Here is a 25,706-nt window from a genome sequence, read left to right as displayed (position 1 = left end):
TCCTCCGGCGCAACTGAGCGTCAAGGGGCTTCAGTTGGGCGGCGCAAGCCGCGTCAACGAAGTGCGGATAAATCCAATGCTCAACTTTGAGCAGATATTATGGAACAGATCAAGAACATGGAGGCGGCCTTGGTCCCCGCCGATGGCACTGCCATCGAAATCCTCAAGAAGGAGAAACTGCATCTGAAGGACCAGCTGTACGTCATCCTGCGCAAGGCTTCGGCTTCCTGACGCCAATTTCCAATCCGCCAAATCCGACATTCGAAAGGCCATCCCATGTTCAAACACATCCTGCTCCCCATCGACGGATCGGAACTCTCGCGCAAGGCATTCCCGGCCGCCATCGAGTTCGCGCGGACGACCGGCGCCAAGCTGACCCCGTATATGTGCCTGGAGGAGTATCCGTTCCTGATGTCCAGCGACGCCGGCCATGAGAAGAAGTCGGTCTTCGAGCATCGCATCGAGGCTGCGGCGCGCGAGGAGCTGGCCAAGGTGGAAGCGGCCGCGGCGCTGGCCGGCGTGCCGTGCACGGGGGCTACTTCCACCGCGGCCGCGCCTTATCGCGGCATCATCGGCATGGCGAAGGAGCTTGGCTGCGATGTGATCTACATGGCGTCGCACGGGCGGCGCGGCATCAGCGGCTTGTTACTCGGCAGCGAAACCCAGAAAGTATTGACGCATAGCGATATTCCGGTTCTGGTGTTCCGCTAAATCGCTTTCATGCTCGAATAGGAAATTTCTCCGGAGAAAGCAGAAAATTCCTGCGGCCATCTCATGCTTCCTTGACATAGCATCGCGCTCGATGTGGGGCTTTCGTCTCACGCGAACGTCAAGGAGCACGAATGCATCGACGAACGTTTCTAGCGGGGGGCGTGATCGCTCCCTTTGCTTTGGGTGGCTGCATGACCCGCGCGCTCTATAAGGAGATCACAACCACGGAGACCGAGGCTTATACGGAAACGGTCAGTCAGATCCTGATCTCGCAGGATGGCAAGTCCATCGTGATCCTTGGTGCTACGTTTCATTACGTACTGGATGCCAACCCCAACCTGATGCAGGCGATCTCGTCCAGCTTGCATGCCAAGCTGGTTGCAAGTTTTAGTGAATTTCGAGTGGACCGGGAGGGGGAGTTGAAGGGCCGTGTCACCTTGTCGCTCGACGGCGCGGCCGCGGAGGACGCGCAGCAACAGGCAACGGCCTTGGGTTTCAAGCGGAGCGGGCGTGGGGGTTCGGATGACATGCTGTCCCGTTCCTATTACATGGAAGGGAAGCGCTATCGCGCTGGGCGATTTGCCATGTCGGATCGGGCCAAGCAGCTTAATCAGACCTATACCATCTCCGTCAATGTCGAGAGGGCCGTCGGCGGCAAGGCTGCCCTGGCACTGCTGACACCGATCACGGTCGCTGCGGACGGCGCGATCTTCCTCCTCGCAATTCCGCTCGCCCCGATTGCAGTGGGGGTGATGGCTGCCATGAAAAACTAGCATTGCCCTGGCGAACCTGCCCGGCCTGGCAGCGATGGGCGCAGCCAGGCCGGGCATTTCAATGCGTGCGTGGTTGCCGTCCGTGGTTGCCTTTTGTGCTTACGCCCCAAGCACCACCGCCACCACCTCCCCCTCATTCACACTATCGCCCTCCGCCACACTGATCTCCCCAACCCGCCCGCTCACCGGCGATTCAATCGGGATCTCCCCTGCCACACGATGGCGTGTGGCAGATGCTGTGGGTCACCAGCCAGCCGCTGGACTACATCACGGCCCAGCGCCGCGTGCAAAGCGTGAGCGACTACGAGCAGGTGCTGGCTGCCATCGCCGGCGGCGATGCCCATGCCGCCGAGCGCGCCATGCGCAAGATCATGCAGGACTCCCGCAACGAGGTGCTCTCGCATTTGCAGCAGGCGCACCCGGAGCCGATCGAAAGCTTCCGGCTGCAGACGATCTAGCGCATCCCCGGGGGCGGGCCATCGACTCAGGCCGCGGACTCCATCATCTGGCGCTGCCGATATTCCCCCGGCGCCACGCCCGTCCATTTCTTGAACGCCCGATGAAACGCGCTGGGTTCTGAAAAGCCCACGCGCAGCGCCACCTGCTGCAGCGGCAGGTCCGTGTGTTCGAGCAAGGCGATGGCCGCGTCGCGGCGCAGGCTGTCCTTGATGCTCTGGTAGCCGCGGCCTTCGTCGCGCAGGCGGCGGCGCAGGGTTTGCGGGGTCAGGCGCAGGGTTTCGGCCATTTGCTCCAGCGAGGGCAACTCGTCGTCCAGGTGGCAGCGCAGGTGGCGCCGGATGCGCTCGGCGAGGCAGGAGTCGTCGCGGTAGCGGGTGAGCAGGTTGCGCGGCGTGTCGTTCAGGAAGGCCTGCAGGCTGCTGGCGTCCTGGACCACGGGCAGGCGCAGCCAGTTGGCGTCGAAGTGCAGGGCAGTCTGCGGCTGTCCGTAGCGGACTTGCGTGTTGAATACACGCTCGGTGTCGGTGAGCCTGGATGGCCCGCCCGATTGCTCCGGCGCGCGCGCGGCGAGGTCGACGCCGAGCAAGGGGATGCGCTGCGCCACCAGCCAGTTGGCTACGCCGTATGCCTGGAAGGCGAAGGTGGATTCCGCATACAGGCGGCACGCCGTGGCGGGCGCGCGGGGCAGCAGGAGCAGGGTGGCGCGGCCGTCGCGCTGCTGCAGCCGCGGCACGAAATCGACCAGGTGCAGGCGGTACTGGTCCAGCCCCGCGCGCATGGCATCTTCCAGCGTGGCACAGTGGACCAGGGCCCGGCAGGCCTGGGCGAACACGCCCGGCGCCACGGGCCGGCTGAGCAAGCCCCAGAACTCATCGCGCATGACGCGCCGCATGGAGCGCATCAGCGCGGCAAACTGGCCCTGGGTCACGCGTGCGTTGGGCGATTGCAGCAGCGCGGGCGAAATGGCGGCGCGGCGCAGCAGGGCGTCGATGTCGCAGCCAAGGCGGCGCGCGCCTTGCACGATCTGGTGCAGCTGCAGCACGGCAATGGTGTGTCGGGCTGGCGGCGGGCCGGCATCCGCGCGCGGCGCTTCCTGGCGGCGCGTGAGTATCGCTCCCGGCGGGCGGGCATTGAGCGGCACCGTCATCGATGATGGTGCGGTTGCCCTGAGTGCGGCGATTTGCATTGTCTCCTCGTCCTCAACGGGCTCCGGGCACTGGTCCGGAATTGCCCTGAGATGCGTCCCGTTGCACCGCAGCGCAAAGGGCGGGTTTGCCGGGGCGATGCCGGGTTCAATCCCGGCTATGCCCGTCAGTTAGCCCGATGCTGCGCCCCCGCACAATCCGGATTTACCAAAGGCAGGCTTTTCCCTGAACGATTCGGCCAATCATTTTGGGCCGAAAGGTCATTGTCCACGCAGTGCAGCATCGCGCAATCTCATCCCTTGCCGGCCTGCGCAGCCGCGGGGCGCGGCGTGGCGGTTCAAGATGGGAGAGCAGGATGCAGGCAGAACGTCGCAGGACCCTGTTACGGCTTGGCGCGGCCTCGCTGGCCGCGGGCGGCAGCTTCTCCGGGATCGCCAGCGCGCTCGCGCAAGGCGCTGCGCCCACCGGATACCCCGCCAAGCCGGTGCGCCTGGTGGTGCCTTATCCGGCGGGCGGCGCCACCGACGTGCTCGCCCGTGCCATTGCCGCGCCGCTTGGCCAGCAGTGGCAGCGCACGGTGGTGGTGGAAAACCGCCCGGGCGCCAGCGGCATGATCGGTGCCGATGCGGTGGCCAAGGCGCCGCCCGACGGCTACACCTTGCTGCTCACGCTGACCAGCGTGGTGCAGGTGCCCAGCCAGTATGCAAAGCCGCCTTTCGACCCCATGCGCGACCTGGCCGCCCTGTCGGAGCTGGCGACCACGCACCTGGTGGTGGCCGCCAATTCGTCCATGCCCGGGAGCCTTGCCGAGGTGGTGCAAATGGCGAAGCGCAAACCGAAAGGGTATTCCTACGGCACCTACGGCACCGGCAGCGGTGCGCATCTCTATATGGAAGTGTTCACCGGCGCCGCCGGGCTGGACATGATCCATGTCCCCTACAAGGGCGAGGCGCCGCTGCTCAACGACCTGCTGGGTGGCCAGGTGTCGGTGGGGACCATCTCCGTGATGGGGATCAAGCCGCATGTACGCACCGGCCGCCTGCGCGCGCTGGCGGTTGTGGGCAACACCCGGGCGCCCATGCTGCCCGAGGTGCCGACTTTCCAGGAACTGGGTTACAGCGGCCTGGACGGGCCTGGCTGGTTCGGCCTGTTTGCCCCGGCCGGCACGCCCCGGCCGATCGTGGACAAGGTCTCGGCGGACGTGAACGCCATCCTGGCCGCCCCCGATATCCGGCAGCGCATGACCGACATTGGCGTGATCGTCAAAGGGACCCGGCCGATGGAGTTCGCCGAGGTGGCACGCGCCGACCAGGCTTACTGGACCGGCGTGATCCGCAAACTCAATATCCGGCTCGACTGAGCCCGCAGCATTCCCCAACTCTCTCATGCCCGTGCCGGGCTGATTCAGGAGAAGCGATGCAGCACACGCGCCGCAAGGCATTGCAGCAGATCGGAGCCGGCGCCCTCGCCGCCGGCGGCCTGGGGCTGGGCCTCAGCCCGGCTCGCGCCGACGGCTTCCCGTCCAAGCCGGTGCGGCTGGTGGTGCCCTATCCCGCGGGCGGCGCCACCGATGTGCTGGCACGCGCCATTGCCGATCCGCTCGGCAAGATGTGGCAGCGCCCCATCGTGGTGGAAAACCGCCCGGGCGCCAGCGGCATGATCGGCGCCGACGCCGTGGCCAAGGCCGATGCCGACGGCCACACCGCGCTGCTTACCATCACCACGCTGGTCCAGGCCCCAAGCCTGTACGCCAAGGCGCCGTTCGACCCGGTGCGCGATTTTGCCCCGGTGTCCAATCTCGGCACCACCAGCCTGGTGTTCGCGGTGCACAACTCGGTGCCAGCCACCACGCTGGCCGAATTCATCGCGCTGGTGAAGTCCAAGCCAAGGCAGTTCAACTATGGCTCCTACGGCACCGGCTCCAGCGGCCATCTCTACTGCGAAGTGTTCAACGAGGCGGCGGGGCTCGACATGACCCATGTGTCATACAAGGGCGAGGCGCCGGAGTTGAATGACCTGCTCGGCGGCCAAGTGCCCGCGGCCATCATCTCGGTGATGGGGGCGCGCCCGCACACCGCTACCGGCCGCCTGCGCGCGCTGGCCGTGACCGGCCCCGCACGCGCGCCGCAACTGCCCGACGTGCCGACCTTTCGCGAGTGCGGCATCGCGGGCATGGATTCGATGGGCTGGTTCGGGCTGTTGCTGCCGGCCGCCGCGCCACGCCCGGTGGTGGAGAGGTTCTCCGCCGACGTCAACCGCGTGCTGGCCATCCCGGCCGTGCGTCAACGCATGAACGACATGGGCGTGGTGCTTGCCGGCAGCACGCCCGATGCCTTCGCCGAGACCATGCGCAGCGATTACGCGCGCTGGGGCAAGGTCATCCGCACCCGGAACATCCGCCTTGACTAACTCCGCCTTGATGAACGCCGAGCCGGCGGCGGCCGGCGATTTTCCTTCTTTGTGTTTCCCATGAATCAAGCTGCTTCTGCTTCCCTGGTCTCCCGGGCCCCGGCCTACCGCTCTCCCCACTGGCCTGCGGGCATGCCCGCCGAGGTGCGCGTGCCGCGCACCAGCCTGGCCTACAACGTCGAGGTGGCCGCCCGGCGCTATCCGGACAAGACCGCGATCCAGTATTTCCATGCCGCCATCTCCTACGCCAGCCTGCACGCGCAGATCGAGCGCATGGCCGGCTACCTGCAACAGGCCTGCGGCGTGGCGCCGGGCGACCGCGTGGTGCTGTTCAGCCAGAACTGCCCGCAGTTCATCGTGGCCTACTACGCCATCCTGCGCGCCGAGGCGGTGGTGGTGCCGGCCAACCCGATGTGGCTGACCGGGGAGCTCGAACACGTGGTCGCGGACAGCGGCGCGGCGGCGGCCTTCGTCGCGGCGGAGCTTTATCCCCAGATCGCGCCGCTGCATGGCGCCAGGCTGCCGCACGTGATCGTGCATCAGTACGGGGACATGCTTGAGGCGGCCGGTGGCAGCGATGGCGTGCCCGCCTGGCTTTACGAGCCCACCCTGCTGCCCGCCTGCGCGCCGGCAGGCGCCACGCTGGCGGCCTGGACGCAGGCCGATGCCGCGGGCCATGCCCCGCGCGCGCATGAGGCCGGTTATGACACGCTGTGCATGCTGGCCTACACCTCGGGCACCACCGGCCATCCCAAGGGCTGCATGCATACGCACGGCACGCTGATGAGCGCGGCGGTGGGCTCGCAGCTCTGGCGCAGCGCCAGCCCCGAGAGCGTGTGCCTCTCGGTCGCGCCGATGTTCCATCTGCTGGGCATGCAGAACGGCATCCACGCTCCGCTTTACCTGGGTGCCACCATCGTGTTGCTGCCGCGCTGGGATCGCGCGCTGGCAGCAGACCTGATCGAGCGCTACCAGGTCTCCACCTGGGGCGCGCCGCCCGCCATGCTGGTGGATTTCTTTGCGCAGCCGGGCATCGGCGAGCGCAACCTCTCCAGCCTTGCCTACCTGGGCGGCGGTGGCGCCGCCATGCCGGATGCCGTGGCCACCATGCTGCAGGAGCGCTTTGGGCTGCCTTACGTGGAGGCTTACGGCCTGACCGAGACCGCCGCCTTCTTGCTGTCCAACCCGCGCCACCGGCCCAAGCGCGAATGCCTGGGCATCGCCACGTTCGGCGTGGACGCGCGCGTGATCGACCCGCACACGCTGGCCGAGCTGCCACAGGGCGAGCTGGGCGAGATCGTGACCCATGGCGCGCAGGTGATGCGCGGCTACTGGCGCAACCCGCAGGCCGACGCGGAATCGTTCGTCGAGATCGACGGCAAGCGCTTCCTGCGCACCGGCGATCTCGGCTTCATGGACGAGGAAGGCTACTTCTTCATGCGCGACCGGCTCAAACGCATGATCAACGCATCCGGCTTCAAGGTCTGGCCGGCCGAGGTGGAGAACCTGCTCTACGGGCATCCCGCCATCCACGAAGCCTGCGTGATCGCCGCGCGCGACGCGCGCCGCGGCGAGACCGTCAAGGCCGTGGTGGCGCTCAAGCCGGCCGCGCGCGGCACGCCCGAAGCCAGCGCCGAGCAGATCATGGCGTGGTGCCGCGAGCGGCTGGCGGCGTACAAGGTGCCGCGCATCTTCAGCTTTGTCGATGCCTTGCCCAAATCGGCCACCGGCAAGATCCAGTGGCGGGCGCTGCAGGAGCTGGAGCAGGGCCAGGGCGGGGAGCAGCCGGCCGCCGCCGGCAGCGCGGCCTGAACGAGAACAACGGGAGACATCATGAAGACATCGAGACGAAACTGGCTGGGCCAGGCGGCAGCGCTGGGCGGCGGCGCATTGCTGGGCGGATGGCAGTTGCCCGCGCTGGCGCAGGGCACCTATCCGGGGCGGCCCATCCGCATGGTGGTGCCATATCCCGCCGGCGGCGGCACCGATACCATCGCGCGCATGATCGGCCAGCGCCTGACCGAGGCCTGGGGCCAGCCGGTAGTGGTCGACAACAAGCCCGGCGCCAGCGGCATGCTCGGCAACGACATCGTGGCCAAGGCGCCGCCCGACGGCTACGCGGTGCTGCTCGGCATCACCGCCATGATCCAGTCGCCCAGCTTGTACAAGCGCATTCCGTACGACGTGGCCCGCGACTTCGCGCCGGTTTCGCTGCTGGCCAGGTCCTCCGACCTGTTCGTGGTGCCCAACCGGGTGCCGGCCAGCACGCTTGCCGAGTTCGTGGCCCTGGCCAAGGCCGGCAAGCTCAGCTACGGCTCCTACGGCAACGGCACCTCCTCGCATTTGCATGGCGAGCTGCTCAAGATGCAGGCGCACGTGGACCTTGCACACATTCCATACAAAGGCGCCGCGCCGCTGATGAGCGACGTGCTGGGCGGGCAGGTCGATTCGGCGTTTGTCGATGTGACCTCCGCCAACAGCTACCTAAATAGCGGGAAGTTCAAGATCCTCGCCATCACCGGCACCCTGCGCTACAAATCGATTCCCTCCGTGCCGACCTTCGCGCAAGCCGGCTTCTCCGGGTTTGAGCCCAGCGGCTGGTTCTCGGTGTTCCTGCCCGCCAATACGCCGCGCGACGTGGTCAGCCGGCTCTCCACCGAGATTGCCCGCATCGTGCGGCTCCCGGACATCTCGCAAAAGCTGTCGGCGATGGGGCTGCAGCCGGTGGGCTCCTCCCCGGAGGAGCTGGCGGAGGTGATCGCGACGGACACGCCCAAGTGGGCCCGCATCGTCCGCGACGCCCATATCCAGCTCGACTGAGCCGCCGATCCTATGACGGCTACGACATATATTCACCGGGGCCACCCAGAGGAGTTCGCCATGGAGACCATCCGCTACGCCGTTGCCGACGGTGTTGCCACCCTCACGCTCGATTTCCCCAAGCGCAAGAACGCCTTGAATGGCACCATGCGCCGCGAGATCGGCGATGTCGTGCACCAGCTGCGCCAGGACACCAGCGTGCGCGCGCTGATCCTTACCGGCGCGGGCACGGACTTCTGTTCCGGCGGCGACATCAGCTCGATGCAGGGCGAGATCAGCGCTGACCAGGGCCGGCAGCGCCTGGCGGCCATCCATCCCTGGCTGGAAGACCTGATCCACCTCGACCGCCCGGTGATCGCGGCGGTGGACGGCGCGGCCTATGGCGCCGGCTTCAGCCTGGCGCTCGTGGCCGACATCATCCTGGCGACGCCGCGCGCGCGCTTTGGCCTGCCCTTCCTGCGCCTGGGCCTGATCCCGGATTGCGGCGTGTTCTACACGCTGCCGCGCATGATTGGCCTGCAGCGCGCCAAGGCGCTGATGTTCTCGATGCGCGAACTGAGCGCCGCAGCGGCACTGGAGCAGGGCATCGTGATGGAAATCGTGCCGCCGGAGGACCTGCAGGCCCGCGCGCTGGCGCTCGCCTCGGCCTTTACCGACGCCTCGCCGGTGGCGGTTGCGCTGACCAAGAAGGCGCTCAATGCCTCGCTGAACCAGGACCTGCACAGCATGCTGGAGATGGAGGCCGACGGCCAGGGTATCGCTTTCGCCACCGAATACCGCAAGGAGGCCGCCGCGCGCTTCCTGGAAAAGCAGCCGCCGCGCTATCGCTGGCCCGACTGAACACCAACCCGACAACAACCGCGTGGTGCTGCAATGCAACACCGGCATCACTGGCATCACCGGCAACCATCAAGGAGAAGAACATGGGAAATTCCGACAAGAACATGGCGATGGCCGCCCGCAAGGTGCCCTGGATGAGCGAAGACCTGGTCATGTTCCAGGACACCGTACGCCGCTTCGTGGAGCGCGAGCTGGTGCCGAACGAGGCGCGCTGGGCCGAGCGCGGCTACATCGACCGCGAAGTCTGGAACCGCGCCGGCGAGGTTGGCCTGCTGTGCGCCAGCATTCCCGAGGCGTACGGCGGCGGCGGCGGGAACTTTGCCCACGAGGCGGTGATCTGTAACGAAATGGCACGTGCCATCGCCACCAGCCTGGGCAATGGCGTGCACAGCGGCATCGTGGCCCATTACTTGCTCAACTACGGTACCGAGGCGCAGAAGCGAAAATGGCTTCCGCAGATGGCTTCAGGCGCCATGGTGGCCGCCATCGCCATGTCGGAACCCGGCGCGGGCTCGGATCTCAAGTCGGTACGCACCCGAGCGGTGCGTGAGAAGAACCAGAATGGAGACATCTATCGCATCAACGGTGCAAAAACCTTCATCACCAACGGCTACCATGCCGACCTCGTTTGCGTGGTAGCCAAGACCGATCCCGATGCCGGCACGAAAGGGGTCTCGCTCATCATGGTCGAGACCCGGGACCAGCCTGGCTTCAGGCGCGGGCGCATTCTGGAAAAAATCGGGCAGAAAGGCCAGGACACCGCCGAGTTGTTCTTCGACGACGTGTGCGTGCCGGTCGAGAACCTGCTGGGCGACGAGGAGGGCAAGGGCTTCTATCAGCTGATGCAGCAACTGCCGCAGGAGCGCATGATCATCGCGCTTGGTGCGGTGGCGAGCATGCAGCGCGCGATCGAGCTCACCACCGACTACGTACGTGAGCGGCAGGTGTTCGGAAAACCGCTGATCGATATGCAGAACACGCGCTTCAAGCTGGCGGAGTGCAAGACCGAGGCAACCATCGCCGCGACCTTCGTCGATGATTGCATGGTGCGCTTGCTCGCCGGCGAACTCGATGCCCCCACTGCGGCCATGGCCAAGTGGTGGTGCTCGCAGAAGAACTGCGAAATCATCGATGAATGCCTGCAGCTGCATGGCGGGTATGGTTATATGCTCGAATACCCGATCGCTCGCATGTATGCGAACGCGCGGGTCAGCAAGATTTATGGCGGCTCCAACGAGATCATGAAGGAGCTGGTGGCGCGCACGCTGTGATGCGTGGGCGCGGGGCCATGCGGCAAGCCTCTCATGCCAACGTCGTAGTACGTTGGAAGTAGGCGGGCCGCAAAGCCCCGCCCAGCGCGGGTTGCGAGGGGGCAAGCGCGTTTCTCGTTACAAAAGCAGGTGTGCACGGAATAACGGAAAGGTGTAATGTGTGTCACAAGACATGGTTCAAATGCCCGTCGCGAGTGGGGCCTGGAGTGGTAGTACGGTGAGTCGAGCTGATCCGTTGCGCCATTGCAAAGTTCGTCAACCGACTCTCAGCTCTCGCCGTTATTTGACTATGATTAAGTAAAGATTTCGCAACATGGCAGCACCGCCAAGCCGGGGTGGCGGAACCGCAAGCGCTGCCGCGGGATCTTGATTTGTAGTAGATCTACCTTCGCCTCGGACGGGTCTCTGACGGGAGTGAGGTATGGACATTTTCGGCCACTACGCCACACGCTTCGAAGGTCGCAAGGAAGAGGAATACAGCATCCAGGAGTACCTGGATATCTGCAAGAAGGATCCTTCCGCCTATGCGACCGCATCCGAGCGCATGCTCGCCGCCATTGGTCAGCCCGAACTGGTGGATACCCACCACGATCCTCGGCTGTCCCGCCTGTTCTTCAACAAGGTCATCAGGGTCTATCCGGCCTTCCGCGAGTTCTACGGCATGGAGGACACGATCGAGCAGATCGTCGCCTTCTTCAAGCATGCCGCGCAAGGGCTCGAGGAGCGCAAGCAGATCCTTTACCTGCTTGGGCCTCCGGGTGGTGGCAAGTCCTCGCTCGCGGAAAAGCTCAAGGCGTTGATGGAGCAGATTCCCATCTACGCATTGAAGGGTTCGCCTATCCATGAATCGCCGCTCGGGCTGTTCTCCCCCGAGGAAGACGGCAAGATCCTGGAAGAGGACTACGGCATCCCGGTGCGTTATCTCAACACCATCGCCTCGCCCTGGGCGGTCAAGCGCCTGCATGAGTTCAACGGCGACATCACGCGCTTTCGCGTGGTCAAGCTGCGCCCGTCGGTGCTGTCGCAGATCGCGATTTCCAAGACGGAGCCGGGCGATGAAAACAACCAGGACATCTCCTCGCTGGTCGGCAAGGTAGATATCAGGAAGCTGGAAGATTTCCCGCAGGACGATCCGGACGCTTACTCGTATTCCGGCGGGCTGTGCCTGGCCAACCGCGGGCTGCTTGAGTTCGTGGAGATGTTCAAGGCGCCGATCAAGGTGCTGCACCCGCTGCTGACCGCCACCCAGGAAGGCAACTACAAGGGTACCGAGGGCTTCGGCGCGATCCCCTTCGACGGCATCATCCTGGCGCACTCGAACGAAGCCGAGTGGACAACCTTCAAGGCCGACAAGAACAACGAGGCTTTCCTCGACCGGATCTACATCGTCAAGGTGCCGTACTGCCTGCGCGTGTCGGAGGAGGTGAAGATCTACGACAAGCTGTTGCGCAGCAGTTCGCTGTCGGCCGCACCTTGCGCGCCCAACACCTTGAAGATGATGGGGCAGTTCGCCGTGCTCACCCGCATCAAGGAGCCGGAGAATTCGAACATCTTCTCCAAGATGCGCGTCTATGACGGCGAGAGCCTGAAGGATGTCGACCCCAAGGCCAAGTCGTACCAGGAGTATCGCGACTACGCGGGCATCGACGAAGGCATGAACGGCTTGTCCACGCGTTTCGCCTTCAAGGTCTTGTCCAAGGTCTTCAACTTCGACAATACCGAGGTGGCCGCCAATCCGGTGCACCTGCTCTATGTGCTCGAGCAACAGATCGAGCGCGAGCAGTTCCCGCCGGAGCAGGAAGCCAAGCTGCGGTCCTACATCAAGGAGTATCTGACCGCACCGTTCGTGGAGTTCATCGGCAAGGAGATCCAGACCGCTTACCTGGAGTCGTACTCCGAATATGGCCAGAACATCTTCGATCGCTACGTGGTGTTTGCCGACCTGTGGATCCAGGACCAAGAGTATCGCGACCCGAATACCGGCGAGATTCTCGATCGCAACGCGTTGAACGACGAGCTTGAGAAAGTCGAGAAGCCCGCGGGGATATCCAACCCCAAGGACTTCCGCAACGAGATCGTCAACTTCGTGCTGCGCGCGCGGGCCAACAACGCGGGCAAGAACCCCGCGTGGACCAGCTACGAGAAGTTGCGCATGGTGATCGAGAAGCGCATGTTCTCCACTACCGAAGACTTGCTGCCCGTGATCTCGTTCAACGCCAAATCCTCTCGCGAGGATCAGGACAAGCACGCGAACTTCGTCAACCGCATGGTTGAGAAGGGGTACACCGCGAAGCAGGTCCGCCTACTTGTGGAGTGGTATTTGCGCGTAAGAAAATCATCGTAACGGCGCCTGGACGAGGCCTCTCCAAGAGAGCAAGCATATGGCCACGGTCATCGATCGGCGCGAGAACGGCGGCAACAAAAGTGCCGTCAACCAGCAACGCTTCATCAAACGCTACCGCGAACAGATACGCCAGGCGGTAGCGAAGGCGGTGTCCGGCCGGAAGATCATGGACATCGAGCAAAGCGGGCAGGTGTCCATTCCGGTCAAGGACATCTCCGAGCCAGCCTTTCACCACGGCCAGGGCGGCCGGCGGGAGTGGATCCATCCGGGCAACAAGAAATTTGTCCGGGGGGATAGCTTCGACCGCCAGCAGCAAGGGGGCGGTGGAGGCGGTTCCAAGGCGAGCGATTCGGGTGAAGGCGAGGACGATTTCGTCTTCACGCTGTCGCGCGAGGATTTCCTCAATTTCTTTTTCGAGGACATGGCGCTGCCGGACATGGCCAAGCGCCATCTTGCCAAGATCGCCGAGGTCCGCAAGGTCAGGGCAGGCTTCTCCATCGACGGCACGCCGTCCAATCTCTCGATCCTGCGCACGATGCGAAGCTCGCTGGGGCGCCGTATCGCCTTGTCGAGCCCGTACCAGAAGAAGCTCGCGCTGCTGGAGCAGGAGTACGGCGAGGTGCTGGAGCAGGACGGACCCTATTCGGCACGGGCGCTCGAACTGATGAAGGAAATGCGCCACCTGCGCTCGTGCGTGGAACGCGTGCCCTTTATCGAAAAGCTCGACCTGCGCTACAACAACCGCGTGCTGAAGAAACGCCCGCAGGCGCAGGCGGTGATGTTCTGCCTGATGGACGTCTCCGGCTCCATGGACGAGAGCCGCAAGGATCTCGCCAAGCGCTTCTTCATGCTCCTGTACCTCTTCCTCAAGCGCAACTATGACCGCATCGACGTCGTGTTCATTCGCCATCACACGGTGGCGAAGGAAGTCAACGAGGAGGACTTCTTCCATTCGCGCGAATCCGGTGGTACGGTTGTGTCCAGCGCGCTCAAGTTGATGGTCGAGGTGATCCACGACCGCTATCCCGCCAGCCAGTGGAATATCTACTGCGCCCAGGCATCGGACGGCGACAACTGGGCGGGCGATTCGGAGTTGTGCGGGCGCCTGCTGCGCGAATCCATCCTGCCGCTGGTGCAGTACTACGCGTATGTGGAGGTGGCGTCGGAGGAGCCGCAGAATCTCTGGGAAGAATATTTGGCGGTAAAGGAGCGCCATGAGAACTTCGCCATGCAGCGCATCATCGGGCCGGACGAGATCTATCCCGTGCTGCATGACCTGTTCCAGAAGAAGGCAGCCTGGCCGTCAAGCCGCTGAGTCCGGCGGCGAGCATGGTGCGCACGTGCGCACCCACCATAAGTTTTTTTCCCCTCTCCCCTCAGGGAGAGGTAGGGGGAAAGGGGTGGTTTTCAGGCGCGGACACTTCGTCGATGCACCCGCCCTCTCCCCCGGCCCCTCTCCCGCTCGCGGGAGAGGGGAGCAACCCAAGGTCGTTGTAGGACTCGTTGTAAGACTGACACGCGGGCAAGGGCTTCACCCGCAACGGGGGGTCGTAAATGGCATATCTCTCCACCGGCTCGGAGTGGACCTTCGAGCTGATCCAGCGCTATGACCGCGAAATCGCCCGCATTGCCGGCGATTTCGGCCTGGACACCTATCCCAATCAGGTCGAGATCATTACCGCCGAGCAGATGCTCGATGCCTACGCATCGTCCGGCTTGCCGGTGGGCTACAGCCACTGGTCGTACGGCAAGCATTTCCTCGCGTCCGAGCGCAGCTACCAGCGCGGGCACATGGGGCTGGCCTACGAGATCGTCATCAACTCGAATCCCTGCATCGCCTACCTGATGGAGGAAAACACCATGCCCATGCAGGCGCTGACCATCGCGCACGCCTGCTACGGCCACAATTCCTTCTTCAAGGGCAACTACCTGTTCCGCACCTGGACCAACGCCGACGCCATCATCGACTACCTGCTGTTCGCCAAGAACTACGTAGCCGAATGCGAGCAACGCTATGGCGAGCAGGAAGTGGAGTTGCTGCTGGATTCCTGCCACGCGCTGCAGAACTACGGCGTGGACCGCTACAAGCGGCCCAAGAAGCTCTCCATTGCCGAGGAGCAGGCGCGCCAGACCGAGCGGGAGAACTACCTGCAGACGCAGGTCAACGACCTGTGGCGAACCCTGCCCAAGCACCGCGCGCACGCGCTGGAAGACGATGAAGGCTTCGAGCGCGACGCCGCCTTTCCGCCGGAGCCGCAGGAAAACCTGCTCTACTTCATCGAGAAGAACGCGCCAAAGCTGGCGCCGTGGCAACGCGAGATCGTGCGCATCGTGCGCAAGATCGCCCAGTATTTCTACCCGCAGCGCCAGACCAAGGTCATGAACGAAGGCTGGGCCACGTTCTGGCACTACACCATCCTGCATCAGCTCTATGAGGAAGGCCTGGTCAACGACGCCTTCATGATGGAATTGCTGCAGGCGCACACCAACGTGATTTACCAGCCGCCGTACAACAGCCCGTACTACAGCGGCCTCAACCCGTACACGATAGGCTTCCTGATGTTCCAGGACCTGCGCCGCATGTGCGAGAACCCGACCGAGGAAGACTACCGCTGGGCGCCGGAATTCGCCGGCAGCGACTGGCGCAAGACGCTCGACTTCGCCATGCGCAACTTCAAGGACGAGAGCTTCCTGCTGCAGTTCCTGTCGCCGCGCGTGATCCGCGAGCTCAAGCTGTTCTCCGTGCTCGACGACGACCGCGAAGGCAAGCTGCGGGTGACCGCCATCCATGACGACGAGGGCTACCGCAACATCCGCCAGTTGCTGGCCAACCAGTATGACCTGTCGAACATGGAGCCCAACATCCAGATCACCAATGTGGATGTGGGGGGCGATCGCTCGCTGACCTTGCGCCACCTGCAGAACGACCGCCGCCCGCTGGCGCAGAACTTCGACGAGGTGATCCGCCACGTCACGCGGCTGTGGGGCTTTACGGTGCGCCTGGAAGTGGCCTATGAAGACGGCCGGCGCGAATCCAAGTACGAATGCAAGCCGGAACGCCGGCATCGCAAGGCGGCTTGATGGCCGAGGAGGGCGGCGCGCCACGCGCCGCCCTTTTTGCAGGGCACGGACGGCGTTACGCCGCCGCGTCGACGCTCCAGGTTCGCACCTGGTCGATGAGGCCCACGCTCGGCTCCGGATACCCGCACACCGCTTCGCCTATCACCCGTCCCCAGTAAGTTTCCGACCCGTCCGCCAGCCGCCAGGCATGCAGGCGGCGCGTATGGATCTGCAGGTCATATTCCTCGGTGATGCCGATAGCCCCATGCACGGCATGGGCGATGGCGGCCACCGGCGTGACCGCTTCGCTGGCGTTGAGCTTGCCGATGGCAGCGCGCAGCGGGTCTGGCTGCCAGCCACTGGCGGCACAGGCGATCTGCGCGGCCACGCGCGCGGCGGTGACGTGTTCGGCCATCACGCTGATCTGGTGCTGGATCGCCTGGAACTTGCCGATGGCGCGGCCGAACTGCTGGCGGTCGTTGGCATATTGCAGCGTCATGTCGAACACATGTGACATGGCGCCGGCCAGTTGCACGGCGTGCAGACAGGCGCCGATCTGGCGCAGCGTGCCCGCGGGCAGCGCGAACAAAGGCAGTCCGCCCGGGACAGGGCGCTGCAGGACCAGGGCCAGATCCGCATGGGCGCCGGTCGCGCGCACTTGTGCCCGGGTGCGTGGCAGCAGCACGCACTGCGTGCCTTCCTGGACCAGGAACCAGGCCGCTTGCGCACCCCCTGCGACGAGAACCGCATCCGTGGCGCCGTCTTCCATGTCGAAGCTCGCCAGCGCGATGGGTTCGGCTGGCACCGCCATCCCGGCGGCGTGCAGCAGCGCACGCGCGAACATGGTCTGGCCCAGCGGCAGGGGCAGTGCGTGGCGGCCCAGCGCGAACAGCACCGGCGCCAGTTCGTCCAGCGGCAAGCCCGCGCCGCCGGCCGCTTCGGGCAGCAGGCAATCGGCAAAACCGCTGTCTTGCAATGACTGCCACAAGGGCAGGTGGTTTTCTCCGCGTTCGATGGCGCGGACGACGGCGGGCGTGCAGCAGTCGCGCAGCACGGTGTCGAGCGCGTCCGAGTAAGCGTTATGCATAGGGAACTCCGGTTCAGCGCAGGCCAAGGCCCCGGGCAATCATGCCGCGCAGGATCTCGCGCGTGCCGCCGCGCAGCGAATAGGACGGGGCGACCTGGCTGACGTAGGCCAGGGTGCGGTACAGGTCGGGATCGGCGGCGAGGTGCGGGTCGTCACCCAGCGCGGCCTCCGCCAGCGCCGGCACGGACTGCTCGAATTCCGTGCCCAGGTCCTTGACCAGCGCGGCTTCCACCACCGGGCTCTCGCCCGCGGCGAGCCGGGCGGTCACCGCCAGCGACATGGCCCGCAGCACCGCCAGCCTGGCGGCCAGCCGGCCGATGGTGACGGTGTCGCGCCGCGCGGCGGGCGCGCGCCGCAGCGCCGCGATCCAGGTATCGAGCAGCACCACACTGGAATACAGCCGCTCCGGGCCGCTGCGCTCGAAGGCCAGTTCCGCGTTGACCTGCTCCCAGCCGCTGCCCTCGCGGCCAACCAGCGCCGCTTCAGGCAGCATCACGTCCTCGAAGCTGACTTCGGAGAAATGCGCATCGCCCGCCAGGTCACGGATCGGGCGCACGGTCACGCCCGGTGCGGACAGGTCGATGATGACCTGCGACAAGCCGCGCTGACGGTCCTCGCCCGTGCCGGAGGTGCGCACCAGCGCCAGCATGTAGTGGCAGCGATCGGCGTTGGTTGTCCAGATCTTGCGGCCGTTCAGGCGCCAGCCGCCGTCCGGCTGCGGCACGGCGCGGGTCACGACGCTGGCCAGGTCGGAGCCGGAATTGGGCTCGCTCATGCCGATGCAGAAGAAGGCCTCGCCCTGGCAGATGCGCGGGAGGTAAAACGCCTTTTGTGTGTCGCTGCCGTAACGCAGGATCAGTGGCCCGCTCTGGCGGTCCGCGATCCAGTGTGCCGAGACCGGCGCGCCGCAGGCCAGCAGTTCCTCCACCAGCACGAAGCGCGAGAACGGATCGAGCCCGGCGCCGCCATATTGCGCGGGCAAGGTGATGCCCACCCAGCCGCGGCGCGCCAGCGCGCGGCTGAAATCGGCGTTGAAGCCCATCCACGAACGGGCGCGGATCTCGGGCGGCAGGGCCGGCAGGTGTTCGGCCAGGAAGGCCTTCACCTCGCGCCGGAAGGCGGCCGCTGTCGGCGGCAAGGCAGTCAGCTGGAAGGTGCTGGGCAGGGAAGTCAAAATGGGTCTCCGTGAGAAACGGGGAATCGGGGAGTCGGGGAGTCGGGGAATCTGGCGAGTCGGGGAGGGGGGCGCGCCACGCGCGCCCGGGCGGATCAGTCCAGCGTCACGCCGGAATCCTTCACCACCTTGTGCCAGCGGTCGATTTCCTGCCCGAGATATTTGCCGTAGGCCTCGGGGCTGTTGCCGCGCGGCTCGGCGCCTTGCGCTGCCAGGCTGGCACGCACGTCCGGCGCGCCCAGCGCGCCGAGCGTGGCGGCATTGAGCCTGCGCACGATCTCCGGCGGGGTCCTGGCCGGCACCAGCATGCCTTGCCACGCACCCACCTCGAAGCCCGGCATCACGGTTTCCGCCACCGTCGGCACATCGGGCAGTTGCGAGCTGCGGGAGTTGCTGGTGACCGCGAGCGCCTTCATGCGCTTGTCGCGGATAAAGGGCAGCGAGGAGTTGATGGTGTCGGTCATGAACTGCACCTGGCCGCCAGCCAGGTCGGTCAGCGCCGGCGCGCTGCCTTTGTACGGCGCGTGCACCGCCGACAAGCCGTTGGCCTGCAGGAACAGGAAGGCCGCCAGGTGGGTCACGTTGCCGTTGCCGGCCGAGCCGTAGGTCAGCTTGCCCGGGTTGGCCTTCAGGTACTGGATGAACTCGGCCAGGTTGTTGGCCGGCACCTGGGCGTTGACCTCCAGCACCAGCGGCACCATCGCCGTCATGGCCACCGGCGTGAAGTCGCGGCGCACGTCGTACGAGAGCTTCTTGTACAGCGCGGGGCTGAGCGCGATCGACGAGGTGTTGTAGAGCACCGTGTAGCCGTCTGCCGGCGCTTTGGCGACCATCTCGGCCGCGATATTGCCATTGGCGCCGGGGCGGTTGTCCACCACCACCTGCTGGCCGAGTTCATCCGACATTTTCCTGGCGATGACGCGCGAGACCAGGTCGGTGGGCCCGCCGGGCGGAAACGGCACCACCAGCTTGACCAGGTGGGCGGGATAGCCGGCGTCGCCGGCGGCGCCGGCCGGACCCGCAATGAGGCCGAGCGCCAGCAGCAGCGGCACGCCGCGCGCGCGGGGGTGCCGGGCCGCCCTGTTGATGCTGAAGTCCTTGTCGCTGGTCTTGCCGTACTTCTCTGTCTTTTTATGTTTCTTATGTTCTTGCATAGGTCTCCTCCGGTGCAGGGGCTAGCGGCCGGCCAGCAAGCGCCGGGCGGAATAAGTCATGACAAGCTCATGGCGCTGGTTGAAGACTTCGATGTCCGAGTCCACCACGGCGCGGCCGTTGCGCGACGTGGGGCGGATGCCGGTCACCGTGACCGTGGCCCAGACGGTGTCGCCCACCATCACCGGGGCATGGATCTTCTGCGTCAGCTCCAGCATGGCCAGCCCAGTGCCCTGGATCATGGTCTGCAGGATGAAGCCCTCGATCATCGCGTAGGTCAGCGCGGCGGGCACGGGCCGCCCATGGATGGCGCCGCCTTCATAGCCCGCCTCGATAAAGATCGCTTCCAGCATGCCGGTGACCGAGATGAAGTTGACCAGGTCAGTTTCGGTCACGGTGCGGCGGAAGGTCTGGAAGGCCTGGCCTACCTTGATGTCCTGCCAGTAAAAGCCCTGGCCGAGGCGGGGGAGTTGGGTATGGGGCACGGCGTCTCCTGGTGAGGGCCGCCATCGGCGGCCGGCTTCCTTTATGTTAGGAGCGGGAATGCGGCAGGGTTAGGCATTAGTGGCCGGCGACGCACAATAGGCCGCGCCGTCCCGGCCCAGCTCGTCGATCTGCTCGCTGCTCAGGCCCGCCTCGCCAAGCAGGCTGCGGGTGTGCTGGCCCAGGCGCGGCGGCAGCGCGCTCGCCGCACGCTCGCCGTCGAAGCGCACCGGCGCGCCGGTAAAGCGCAGCGTGCCCATGGCCGGGTCGTCCAGCGTGTCGAAGAAGCCGGTGGCGCGCAGGTGCGGGTCATCCACCAGCTCGGCGAGCTGGTTGACCCGCGCCACCGGGATCTGCAGCGTTTCGCAAAGCGCCAGCCAGGCGTCGGTGGTGCGCGTGCGCACGATCTCGCCGGTCAACTCGTACAGGGTTTCGATATGCTGCGTGCGCGCAGCGATGCCGGCAAAGCGCGGGTCGGCGGCCAGCTCCGGACGGCCCGCGGCGGTGAAGAAGTCGCGCCAGTGCGCATCGGTGTACGGCATCATGCAGACGTGGCCGTCGGCGCTCTGGTAGGGCCGGCGCAGCGGCGCCAGCACGCGCGGATAGCCGGCGGGCCCGCGCGGCGGCTCGAAGTGCTGGCCATACAGATGCTCGACCAGGTTGAAGGCCACCATCGATTCGAACATCGGCACTTCCACCAGCGTGCCCTTGCCGCCCTGGCGCTCGCGCCCGGCAATGGCCGCCGAGATCGACAGCGCCGCCACCAGCCCGCTGGTCTTGTCGGCCGCGATGGTGGGGAAGTAGCGCATGGTGCCGGTCTGCGCCGCCATCAGCGCAGCATTGCCGGACAGGCCCTGGATGATGTCGTCGTAGGCCGGGCGGCCCCCATAGGGGCCATCCTCTGCAAAACCCAGCAAGCTCACATAGACCAGGCGCGGATGCCGCGCCATCACCTCGGCGGGGTCCAGCCCCAGGCCGGCCAGCTTCTGCGGGCGCATGCTGTGCATGAACACGTCGGCGCTGGCCAGCAGCCGCTCCAGCGCGGCCTGCGCCGATGGCTGCTTGAGGTTGAGCACCACGCTTTTCTTGCTGCGGTTCACGCCCAGGAAGATGGCCGACATGCCGTCCTCGGTGGCCGGGCCGGTGCGCCGCGTGGAGTCGCCCTCGGGGGGCTCCACCTTGATGACCTCGGCGCCGAGGTCGGCCAGCCACTGGCTGGCGTAAGGGCCCATCACGACCGTGGATAGGTCGATCACGCGGATGCCTGAGAGGGGCAACATGCCTGGGTGTCTCCTGTTTGTTCTTGTGCCGGACTTGCGCCGGACTTGCGCCGGGGCGGGTGCCCGGGCGCGCGTCAGATGCCACAGGGTAGATCAGGCGGATCGTTTGCGTCTAATATTAGATTTTTAGGATTCGATATCTTCTGGATATCGATGTGGCAATCAGCGTGGACCTTCGTCAACTTCAGCAGTTCGTCGCCCTGGCCGAAACCGGCAACTTCCACCGCGCGGCCGAGCGCCTGCACATGGCGCAGCCGCCGCTCTCCATCTCGATCCGCAAGCTGGAAGATGCGCTCGGCACGCCGCTGTTCGTGCGTACCTCGCGCGGGGTGCGGCTGACCCAGGCCGGCGAAGCCGCGCTGCACGACGCGCGGCGCGCGCTGTTCCATGCCGGCCAGGCTCGCGCGGCGGCACTGGCGGCGGCGCATGGCGAGCGCGGCGCACTGCGCGTGGGCTTTGTCGGCTCGGCTACCTACGCCTTGCTGCCCAAGCTGATCCCGGCGTTTCGGGCAGCGCACCCGGGGATCGAGCTGATCCTGCACGAATCCACCTCGGCCTCGATCCTGGACCGGCTGGAACGCCATCAGCTCGATGCCGGGCTGGTGCGCTTTCCCATCTTGCATAGTGGCGGCTATGCGCTGATGCCGCTGGAGAACGACGAGTTCGTGGCCGCGGTGCCGGCCGATAGCCGCTTTGCGCAGCGCGATGCGATTGCGCTCAAGGCGCTCGCCGGGGAACCCTTCATCATGCATCCCAGCGCCGAGGTGCCCAACCTGCAGGCCGTCGCCATGCTGCTGTGCCAGCAAGCCGGGTTCGTGCCGCGAGTGACGCAAGAAGCGGTGCAGGTGCAGACCATTGTCAGCCTGGTGGAAAGCGGCCTGGGCGTGGCGCTGGTGCCCAGCGTGGCGGCGCGCTATATCAACCGGCGCGTGTGTTTCCTGCGGCTGACCAGCCCGCGGCCGGCGGCGCGCATCGGCATCGCGCTGGCCACGTCCACCGATAGCGATGACCGGCAGGTGCAGCGTTTGCTGGAGGTGGCCCGCGCCGTGGTTGCCTAGGCTGCCGGATCAGGCGGGCGTGTGGCCGCCACGCGCCGTGCCGGCGCGCTCCAGCGCCACGCCCGGCAGCAAGTGCAGCAGGCGAACCAGCTCGCTCTGGCGATGGGTGCCGGTCTTGCGCAGGATGTCGCGGATATGCACGCGCACCGTGTGCGGCGAGACGAATTCGTGATCGGCGATCTCGGCAAGGGTTTCGCCGGCGGCAAGGCGGATGGCGACCAGGCTTTCCTTGCGCGACAGGCCGAACAGCGACGTGAGCACCGAGCTGTCGAGCACCGAGCGCGATTCCGAATTGCCCATCAGCACCATCGCGAACGGCAGTTGCCACGGGCCTTCCACGGGCTGGCGCGCGACCAGCGGCAGCACGATGATGGGCACCGGCTGGCCGCCCGACGTAATGTGCATCCACGAGCCTGCCGCCGCCTCGCCACCACGGGATTGCATGGCGCGGTCGAGCAGCTTGTGCAGGGTGGCATGCAGGGTCTGGTCGTGGGCCTTGAACACGCCGTTTTCCAGCGCGAGCTGGCTGTCGGCCTGCACCAGCGCCTCGGCCCAGATATTGGCGTAGCGCACGCGCATATCGGCCTGCAGCACCATCACGCCGAAGTCGAGCGTATCCAGCCCGGCCAGGCCAAGGGCTGCCAGGCCGCTCAGCTCGAAGTTGCGCTGCTGCATGCGCGCGGCGCGGGCCCAGTGCGGCAGCACGCGCGCGAGCCGCTTGCTGCGGTGGCTCAAGCCCTGCGTCCCGTCGGAACTGGTGTCCAGCCGGCCGCCCCGGTCCGTGCCGCCCATCAGCACGCAGACCTCGGCGGTATCCAGCAGGCGGATGCCATGCTCCAGGTCGGCGCCATGCGCCGGCGCGCGCCAGGGCGCGCCCTCCTGCTGGTCGCCGGGGTGATCGCCCGCGAGCGCGCGCTTGGGCAGGCTTGCAAGCGCATGCAGGCCTTCGGGCACGTAGGTGCCTTGCGCCGAGAAGCAGCCATGCGGGGTGACGCCGAGGCGCGCCTGGCCCGACAGCTTGTCCCAAACCAGGTAATGCGGGCTGTCGGTGTCGGTATAGCTGGAGAAGAGGTCCAGCGCGGCTGGCATGGCAGTGACGTCAAGCGCCGACTCGTAGATCGAATCGATCAGACGATGGAAGTCTTCATCCGCCGACGGATGTTCGCCCATAGTGTTTTCCCCGGTGGCTCTCGCCCAATCCTGCTTTCTCTTTTTTATTGGCCCGCTGGTAGCGGTACGGCTGGCTCGCTCTGGCCGGCTCCGATGTGGCAGATGCCACCGACGGGGTCAGGCACCCGGTATGCCGGGTACGTCAGCGCTGCGCGTTACCGTGTGGCGGCATTATGCGGATGCGAGCATAACTTCGCAAACGCGGAATGTCCCCTGGGCGATTATTAAAAATTATTTCAGCGCTGAAATGCCCGCGAAGCCGGGCACGGCCGCGCAAAGCGTACCCATTTCTGCGTGCGATTTGCGAGCCAGCCGCATGCTGACTCAGCCGGCTCAGCCAGGCCCGGGCGCACCCTTTGAAAGCGCGGCAGCGCCCCCGGCCGCGGCTTCCAGTTCAGCGGCCTGCGTGGCCTCCGTGGCCTGGGCCGGTGTGACCCCCAAGCCACCCTCGACCTGCACCGTCACCCGCTGCGTGGCCATGCTGATGCCATGCTGGTCGAACTTGCGCTTGAGCCGCACGTTGAAGGCGCGCGTGATTTCCGCCTGGGTCAGGGGGCGGGTCCTGAACTGGGCCAGCACCACCGAGCCGTTGGGGTCGAAGCGATCGAGGCCCAGGATGTCGAGTCCGGACAGCAGGTTGCGCGCGTAGCGGAAATCGCGCGCCACCTCGGCGCCGGTCTCGCGGATCAGCTCGATGGCCTGGTCGAGATCGCTGCCATATGCCACGCCGATATTGAACACGGCAACGGCGTAGCCGCGCGACATGTTCTTGATGGCCTTGATCTGGCTGTAGGGCAGTATATGCAGCGCGCCCTTGCCGTCGCGCAGCTTGACGGTGCGGATGGTCATGGCCTCCACCGTGCCGATATGGTCGGGCAGTTCCACCGAGTCGCCGATGGCGATCGAATCCTCCACCACGATGAACAGGCCGGTGATCAGGTCCTGCACCAGGCTTTGTGCGCCAAAGCCGATGGCCAGGCCGACCACGCCGGCGCCGGCCAGCAGCGGCGTCACGTTGACGCCGAGGTTGGCCAGCACCACGATCAGCGTGATGACCAGCAGCGCGACGAACAACGCATTGCGCACCAGCGGCAGGATGGTCCTGGCGCGCAGGCTGGGCTCCTGCCCGCGGCCGTGCGCGGGCGTCAGCGTCTGGGTGATGGCCGTATCGATCAGCAGCCACAGCAGCCACGACAGCAGCACGGTGCTGGTCACGCTGAACACGGCCTCGCCGATGCGCTTGCCGACTGCGGTGGATTCCATGACCGAGAACAGCGAGGCGCCCCAGATGCGGCTGGCCAGCTCGAAATAGGCAAACCAGATCACTACCCGCACCAGCGCCACCGCGAAGCGGCCGAAGCGCGACAGGTAGGCCGAGCGCTGGCGGTCGCGAAAGCGCGGTGCGCGGTGCGCGGACTTGGGCGAGCGCCCGGTCACCAGCGTCAGCATCAGCGCGGCGACGAACAGCGCCACCGAGCCTACGGTGCGCCGCAGAAAGATGTCCGCGTAGCCGGTGGCCAGCACCGTGCCGGCCACCGAGACCACCACCACCGCCAGCACCGGCAGGTGCCAGCTCGCGCCCACCAGGCGCAACAGGTCCATGAGAGCGGGGTGCCCCTGGCGATAAGCCAGCGGCCGGTTGCTGATGATCTGGCCGATCTGCCGGCGAAAGCGCAGCGTGAAGGCGCCGATCAGCAGCGCCGCGGCGATGTTGGCCCCGGTTGACACCAGCGCTGACAGGTTGGTGCCGAGCGAGGCGATCACGCGCGCATCGGTCGTGACGTCACCCAGCGCCGCCAGCACGCCGGTGGCGAACAGCAGCCTGCGGGAGTGCAGCAGCATGTCGCGCACCGCGTGTGCGCGGTGGGCCGAGGTGAACAGCGCGAAGATGACCTGGCACACCGCGCCCATCACGGCGCCGGCGACCACCGAATAGGCAATCACCATGCCGGCTACGCTGGCGGGCGAGCGCCCGAACACACCGTTGGAGAGCAGCATCGCCAGGGCGAAGGCCACCACCCACGGCGCCACCCTGCGCAGCATGTACAGCCCGACGTCCATCCAGGACGGCACCGCCGGCAACTCGTGGCGTATCGCTGGCCGCAGGCGCCGGTTGCGTACCCTTCGCACCGCCTCCCGCAGCAGCCATCCGGCGAAGAACCAGGCCGCGAGCACGGTGGCGAACTCCCGTGCCGATTGCCATGGCGAGCGCGCCCCGTTGATGGTCAGCGCGGCCAGCCATTCCTCGCGCGCGAAACCGATGCGCCAGCGCCAGTAATGCCACGGCCCCTTGTCCTTGCCGAGCGACGCATCGAGATGGTCGACCGCCTCGGCCAGCGCCCCGAGCAGGCCGGGCTGTGGCGCCGACGCGGCACTGGCCGCGCCAATGCCCTTGCGCAGCGTCTGCAACTGGTCGACCAGGGCCTTGCGGTCCTTGTCGTTCTGCAGCGTGGTGATGACCTGGTCGAGC

The 25,706-nt window shown here is 66.1% G+C and carries 22 protein-coding genes and 1 pseudogene; 14 read left to right on the top strand and 9 right to left on the bottom strand.

Annotated elements, in window-relative coordinates:
• Nucleotides 1-102: 102 nt before the first annotated feature.
• From ACYP5B_RS08940 to ACYP5B_RS08930, 3 genes and pseudogenes are all read left to right on the top strand, one after another.
• Nucleotides 103-231, top strand: a pseudogene (locus ACYP5B_RS08940) (YdcH family protein); the annotation flags it as partial.
• Nucleotides 232-276: 45 nt separating this feature from the next.
• The gene (locus ACYP5B_RS08935; protein WP_318235469.1) at nucleotides 277-711 is read left to right on the top strand and encodes a universal stress protein; all 435 of its coding nucleotides are present in this window, start codon (nucleotides 277-279) and stop codon (nucleotides 709-711) included.
• A gap of 131 nt (nucleotides 712-842) precedes the next feature.
• A complete protein-coding gene (locus ACYP5B_RS08930; RefSeq protein ID WP_459569342.1) occupies nucleotides 843-1,484 on the top strand; it encodes a hypothetical protein in 642 nt (213 codons plus the stop codon).
• Between the two features lie 99 nt (nucleotides 1,485-1,583).
• Here the strand turns inward: ACYP5B_RS08930 and ACYP5B_RS08925 are convergent, their stop codons facing one another.
• A complete protein-coding gene (locus ACYP5B_RS08925) occupies nucleotides 1,584-1,700 on the bottom strand; it encodes a biotin/lipoyl-binding protein (RefSeq protein ID WP_400096096.1) in 117 nt (38 codons plus the stop codon).
• A 17-nt stretch (nucleotides 1,701-1,717) separates the two neighbouring features.
• Here ACYP5B_RS08925 and ACYP5B_RS08920 point away from each other — a divergent pair, with 17 nt between their 5' ends.
• The gene (locus ACYP5B_RS08920) at nucleotides 1,718-1,942 is read left to right on the top strand and encodes an FCD domain-containing protein (RefSeq protein ID WP_459569341.1); all 225 of its coding nucleotides are present in this window, start codon (nucleotides 1,718-1,720) and stop codon (nucleotides 1,940-1,942) included.
• Nucleotides 1,943-1,968: 26 nt separating this feature from the next.
• Here ACYP5B_RS08920 and ACYP5B_RS08915 read toward each other — a convergent pair whose 3' ends face one another.
• Nucleotides 1,969-3,129, bottom strand: a complete 1,161-nt coding sequence (locus ACYP5B_RS08915; RefSeq protein ID WP_459569340.1) for an AraC family transcriptional regulator — start codon at nucleotides 3,127-3,129, stop codon at nucleotides 1,969-1,971.
• Nucleotides 3,130-3,443: 314 nt separating this feature from the next.
• Between ACYP5B_RS08915 and ACYP5B_RS08910 the strand changes: the two genes are divergently transcribed.
• The 9 genes from ACYP5B_RS08910 (at nucleotide 3,444) to ACYP5B_RS08870 (ending at nucleotide 15,853) form a co-directional block, all read left to right on the top strand.
• Entirely contained in the window at nucleotides 3,444-4,448 is a 1,005-nt protein-coding gene (locus ACYP5B_RS08910; protein ID WP_459569338.1) for a tripartite tricarboxylate transporter substrate binding protein, read from the top strand.
• Between the two features lie 56 nt (nucleotides 4,449-4,504).
• The gene (locus ACYP5B_RS08905; RefSeq protein ID WP_459569337.1) at nucleotides 4,505-5,497 is read left to right on the top strand and encodes a Bug family tripartite tricarboxylate transporter substrate binding protein; all 993 of its coding nucleotides are present in this window, start codon (nucleotides 4,505-4,507) and stop codon (nucleotides 5,495-5,497) included.
• A gap of 60 nt (nucleotides 5,498-5,557) precedes the next feature.
• Nucleotides 5,558-7,309 (top strand): long-chain fatty acid--CoA ligase, encoded by a 1,752-nt coding sequence (locus ACYP5B_RS08900; protein ID WP_459569336.1) that lies wholly within the window; start codon nucleotides 5,558-5,560, stop codon nucleotides 7,307-7,309.
• A gap of 21 nt (nucleotides 7,310-7,330) precedes the next feature.
• The gene (locus ACYP5B_RS08895) at nucleotides 7,331-8,317 is read left to right on the top strand and encodes a tripartite tricarboxylate transporter substrate binding protein (RefSeq protein ID WP_459569335.1); all 987 of its coding nucleotides are present in this window, start codon (nucleotides 7,331-7,333) and stop codon (nucleotides 8,315-8,317) included.
• Between the two features lie 60 nt (nucleotides 8,318-8,377).
• A complete protein-coding gene (locus ACYP5B_RS08890) occupies nucleotides 8,378-9,157 on the top strand; it encodes an enoyl-CoA hydratase/isomerase family protein (RefSeq protein ID WP_400096103.1) in 780 nt (259 codons plus the stop codon).
• Nucleotides 9,158-9,240: 83 nt separating this feature from the next.
• On the top strand, nucleotides 9,241-10,428 hold the full coding sequence (locus tag ACYP5B_RS08885; protein WP_318235461.1) for an acyl-CoA dehydrogenase family protein: 1,188 nt from the start codon (nucleotides 9,241-9,243) through the stop codon (nucleotides 10,426-10,428).
• Nucleotides 10,429-10,849: 421 nt separating this feature from the next.
• Entirely contained in the window at nucleotides 10,850-12,772 is a 1,923-nt protein-coding gene (locus tag ACYP5B_RS08880) for a PrkA family serine protein kinase (RefSeq protein WP_318235460.1), read from the top strand.
• Between the two features lie 37 nt (nucleotides 12,773-12,809).
• A complete protein-coding gene (locus tag ACYP5B_RS08875) occupies nucleotides 12,810-14,087 on the top strand; it encodes a YeaH/YhbH family protein (protein WP_318235459.1) in 1,278 nt (425 codons plus the stop codon).
• A 239-nt stretch (nucleotides 14,088-14,326) separates the two neighbouring features.
• Entirely contained in the window at nucleotides 14,327-15,853 is a 1,527-nt protein-coding gene (locus ACYP5B_RS08870; RefSeq protein WP_318235458.1) for a SpoVR family protein, read from the top strand.
• Nucleotides 15,854-15,908: 55 nt separating this feature from the next.
• Here the strand turns inward: ACYP5B_RS08870 and ACYP5B_RS08865 are convergent, their stop codons facing one another.
• The 5 genes from ACYP5B_RS08865 to ACYP5B_RS08845 form a co-directional block, all read right to left on the bottom strand.
• Nucleotides 15,909-16,919: an acyl-CoA dehydrogenase family protein gene (locus tag ACYP5B_RS08865; protein WP_459569334.1), complete on the bottom strand. Its 1,011-nt coding sequence runs from the start codon at nucleotides 16,917-16,919 to the stop codon at nucleotides 15,909-15,911.
• 13 nt (nucleotides 16,920-16,932) lie between these two features.
• The gene (locus tag ACYP5B_RS08860) at nucleotides 16,933-18,093 is read right to left on the bottom strand and encodes an acyl-CoA dehydrogenase family protein (RefSeq protein ID WP_459569333.1); all 1,161 of its coding nucleotides are present in this window, start codon (nucleotides 18,091-18,093) and stop codon (nucleotides 16,933-16,935) included.
• Nucleotides 18,094-18,188: 95 nt separating this feature from the next.
• Nucleotides 18,189-19,247, bottom strand: coding sequence for a tripartite tricarboxylate transporter substrate binding protein (locus ACYP5B_RS08855; RefSeq protein ID WP_459569331.1), 1,059 nt, complete (start codon nucleotides 19,245-19,247; stop codon nucleotides 18,189-18,191).
• A gap of 21 nt (nucleotides 19,248-19,268) precedes the next feature.
• Nucleotides 19,269-19,730: a MaoC family dehydratase gene (locus ACYP5B_RS08850; RefSeq protein WP_318235454.1), complete on the bottom strand. Its 462-nt coding sequence runs from the start codon at nucleotides 19,728-19,730 to the stop codon at nucleotides 19,269-19,271.
• A 69-nt stretch (nucleotides 19,731-19,799) separates the two neighbouring features.
• Nucleotides 19,800-21,008, bottom strand: a complete 1,209-nt coding sequence (locus ACYP5B_RS08845; RefSeq protein WP_459569329.1) for a CaiB/BaiF CoA transferase family protein — start codon at nucleotides 21,006-21,008, stop codon at nucleotides 19,800-19,802.
• Nucleotides 21,009-21,175: 167 nt separating this feature from the next.
• On the opposite strand from ACYP5B_RS08845, the gene ACYP5B_RS08840 reads away from it, so the two are divergent.
• Entirely contained in the window at nucleotides 21,176-22,066 is an 891-nt protein-coding gene (locus ACYP5B_RS08840; RefSeq protein WP_318235488.1) for a LysR substrate-binding domain-containing protein, read from the top strand.
• A gap of 9 nt (nucleotides 22,067-22,075) precedes the next feature.
• Here ACYP5B_RS08840 and ACYP5B_RS08835 read toward each other — a convergent pair whose 3' ends face one another.
• Both ACYP5B_RS08835 and ACYP5B_RS08830 read right to left on the bottom strand, forming a co-directional pair.
• Nucleotides 22,076-23,236: a helix-turn-helix transcriptional regulator gene (locus ACYP5B_RS08835; protein ID WP_459569328.1), complete on the bottom strand. Its 1,161-nt coding sequence runs from the start codon at nucleotides 23,234-23,236 to the stop codon at nucleotides 22,076-22,078.
• 333 nt (nucleotides 23,237-23,569) lie between these two features.
• The coding region (locus ACYP5B_RS08830; RefSeq protein WP_459569327.1) for a mechanosensitive ion channel family protein at nucleotides 23,570-25,706 on the bottom strand (2,137 nt) is incomplete at its 5' end.

It is taken from the genome of Cupriavidus sp. 8B, from assembly GCF_054589115.1.
This window is presented reverse-complemented; position numbering and strand designations above follow the sequence as displayed.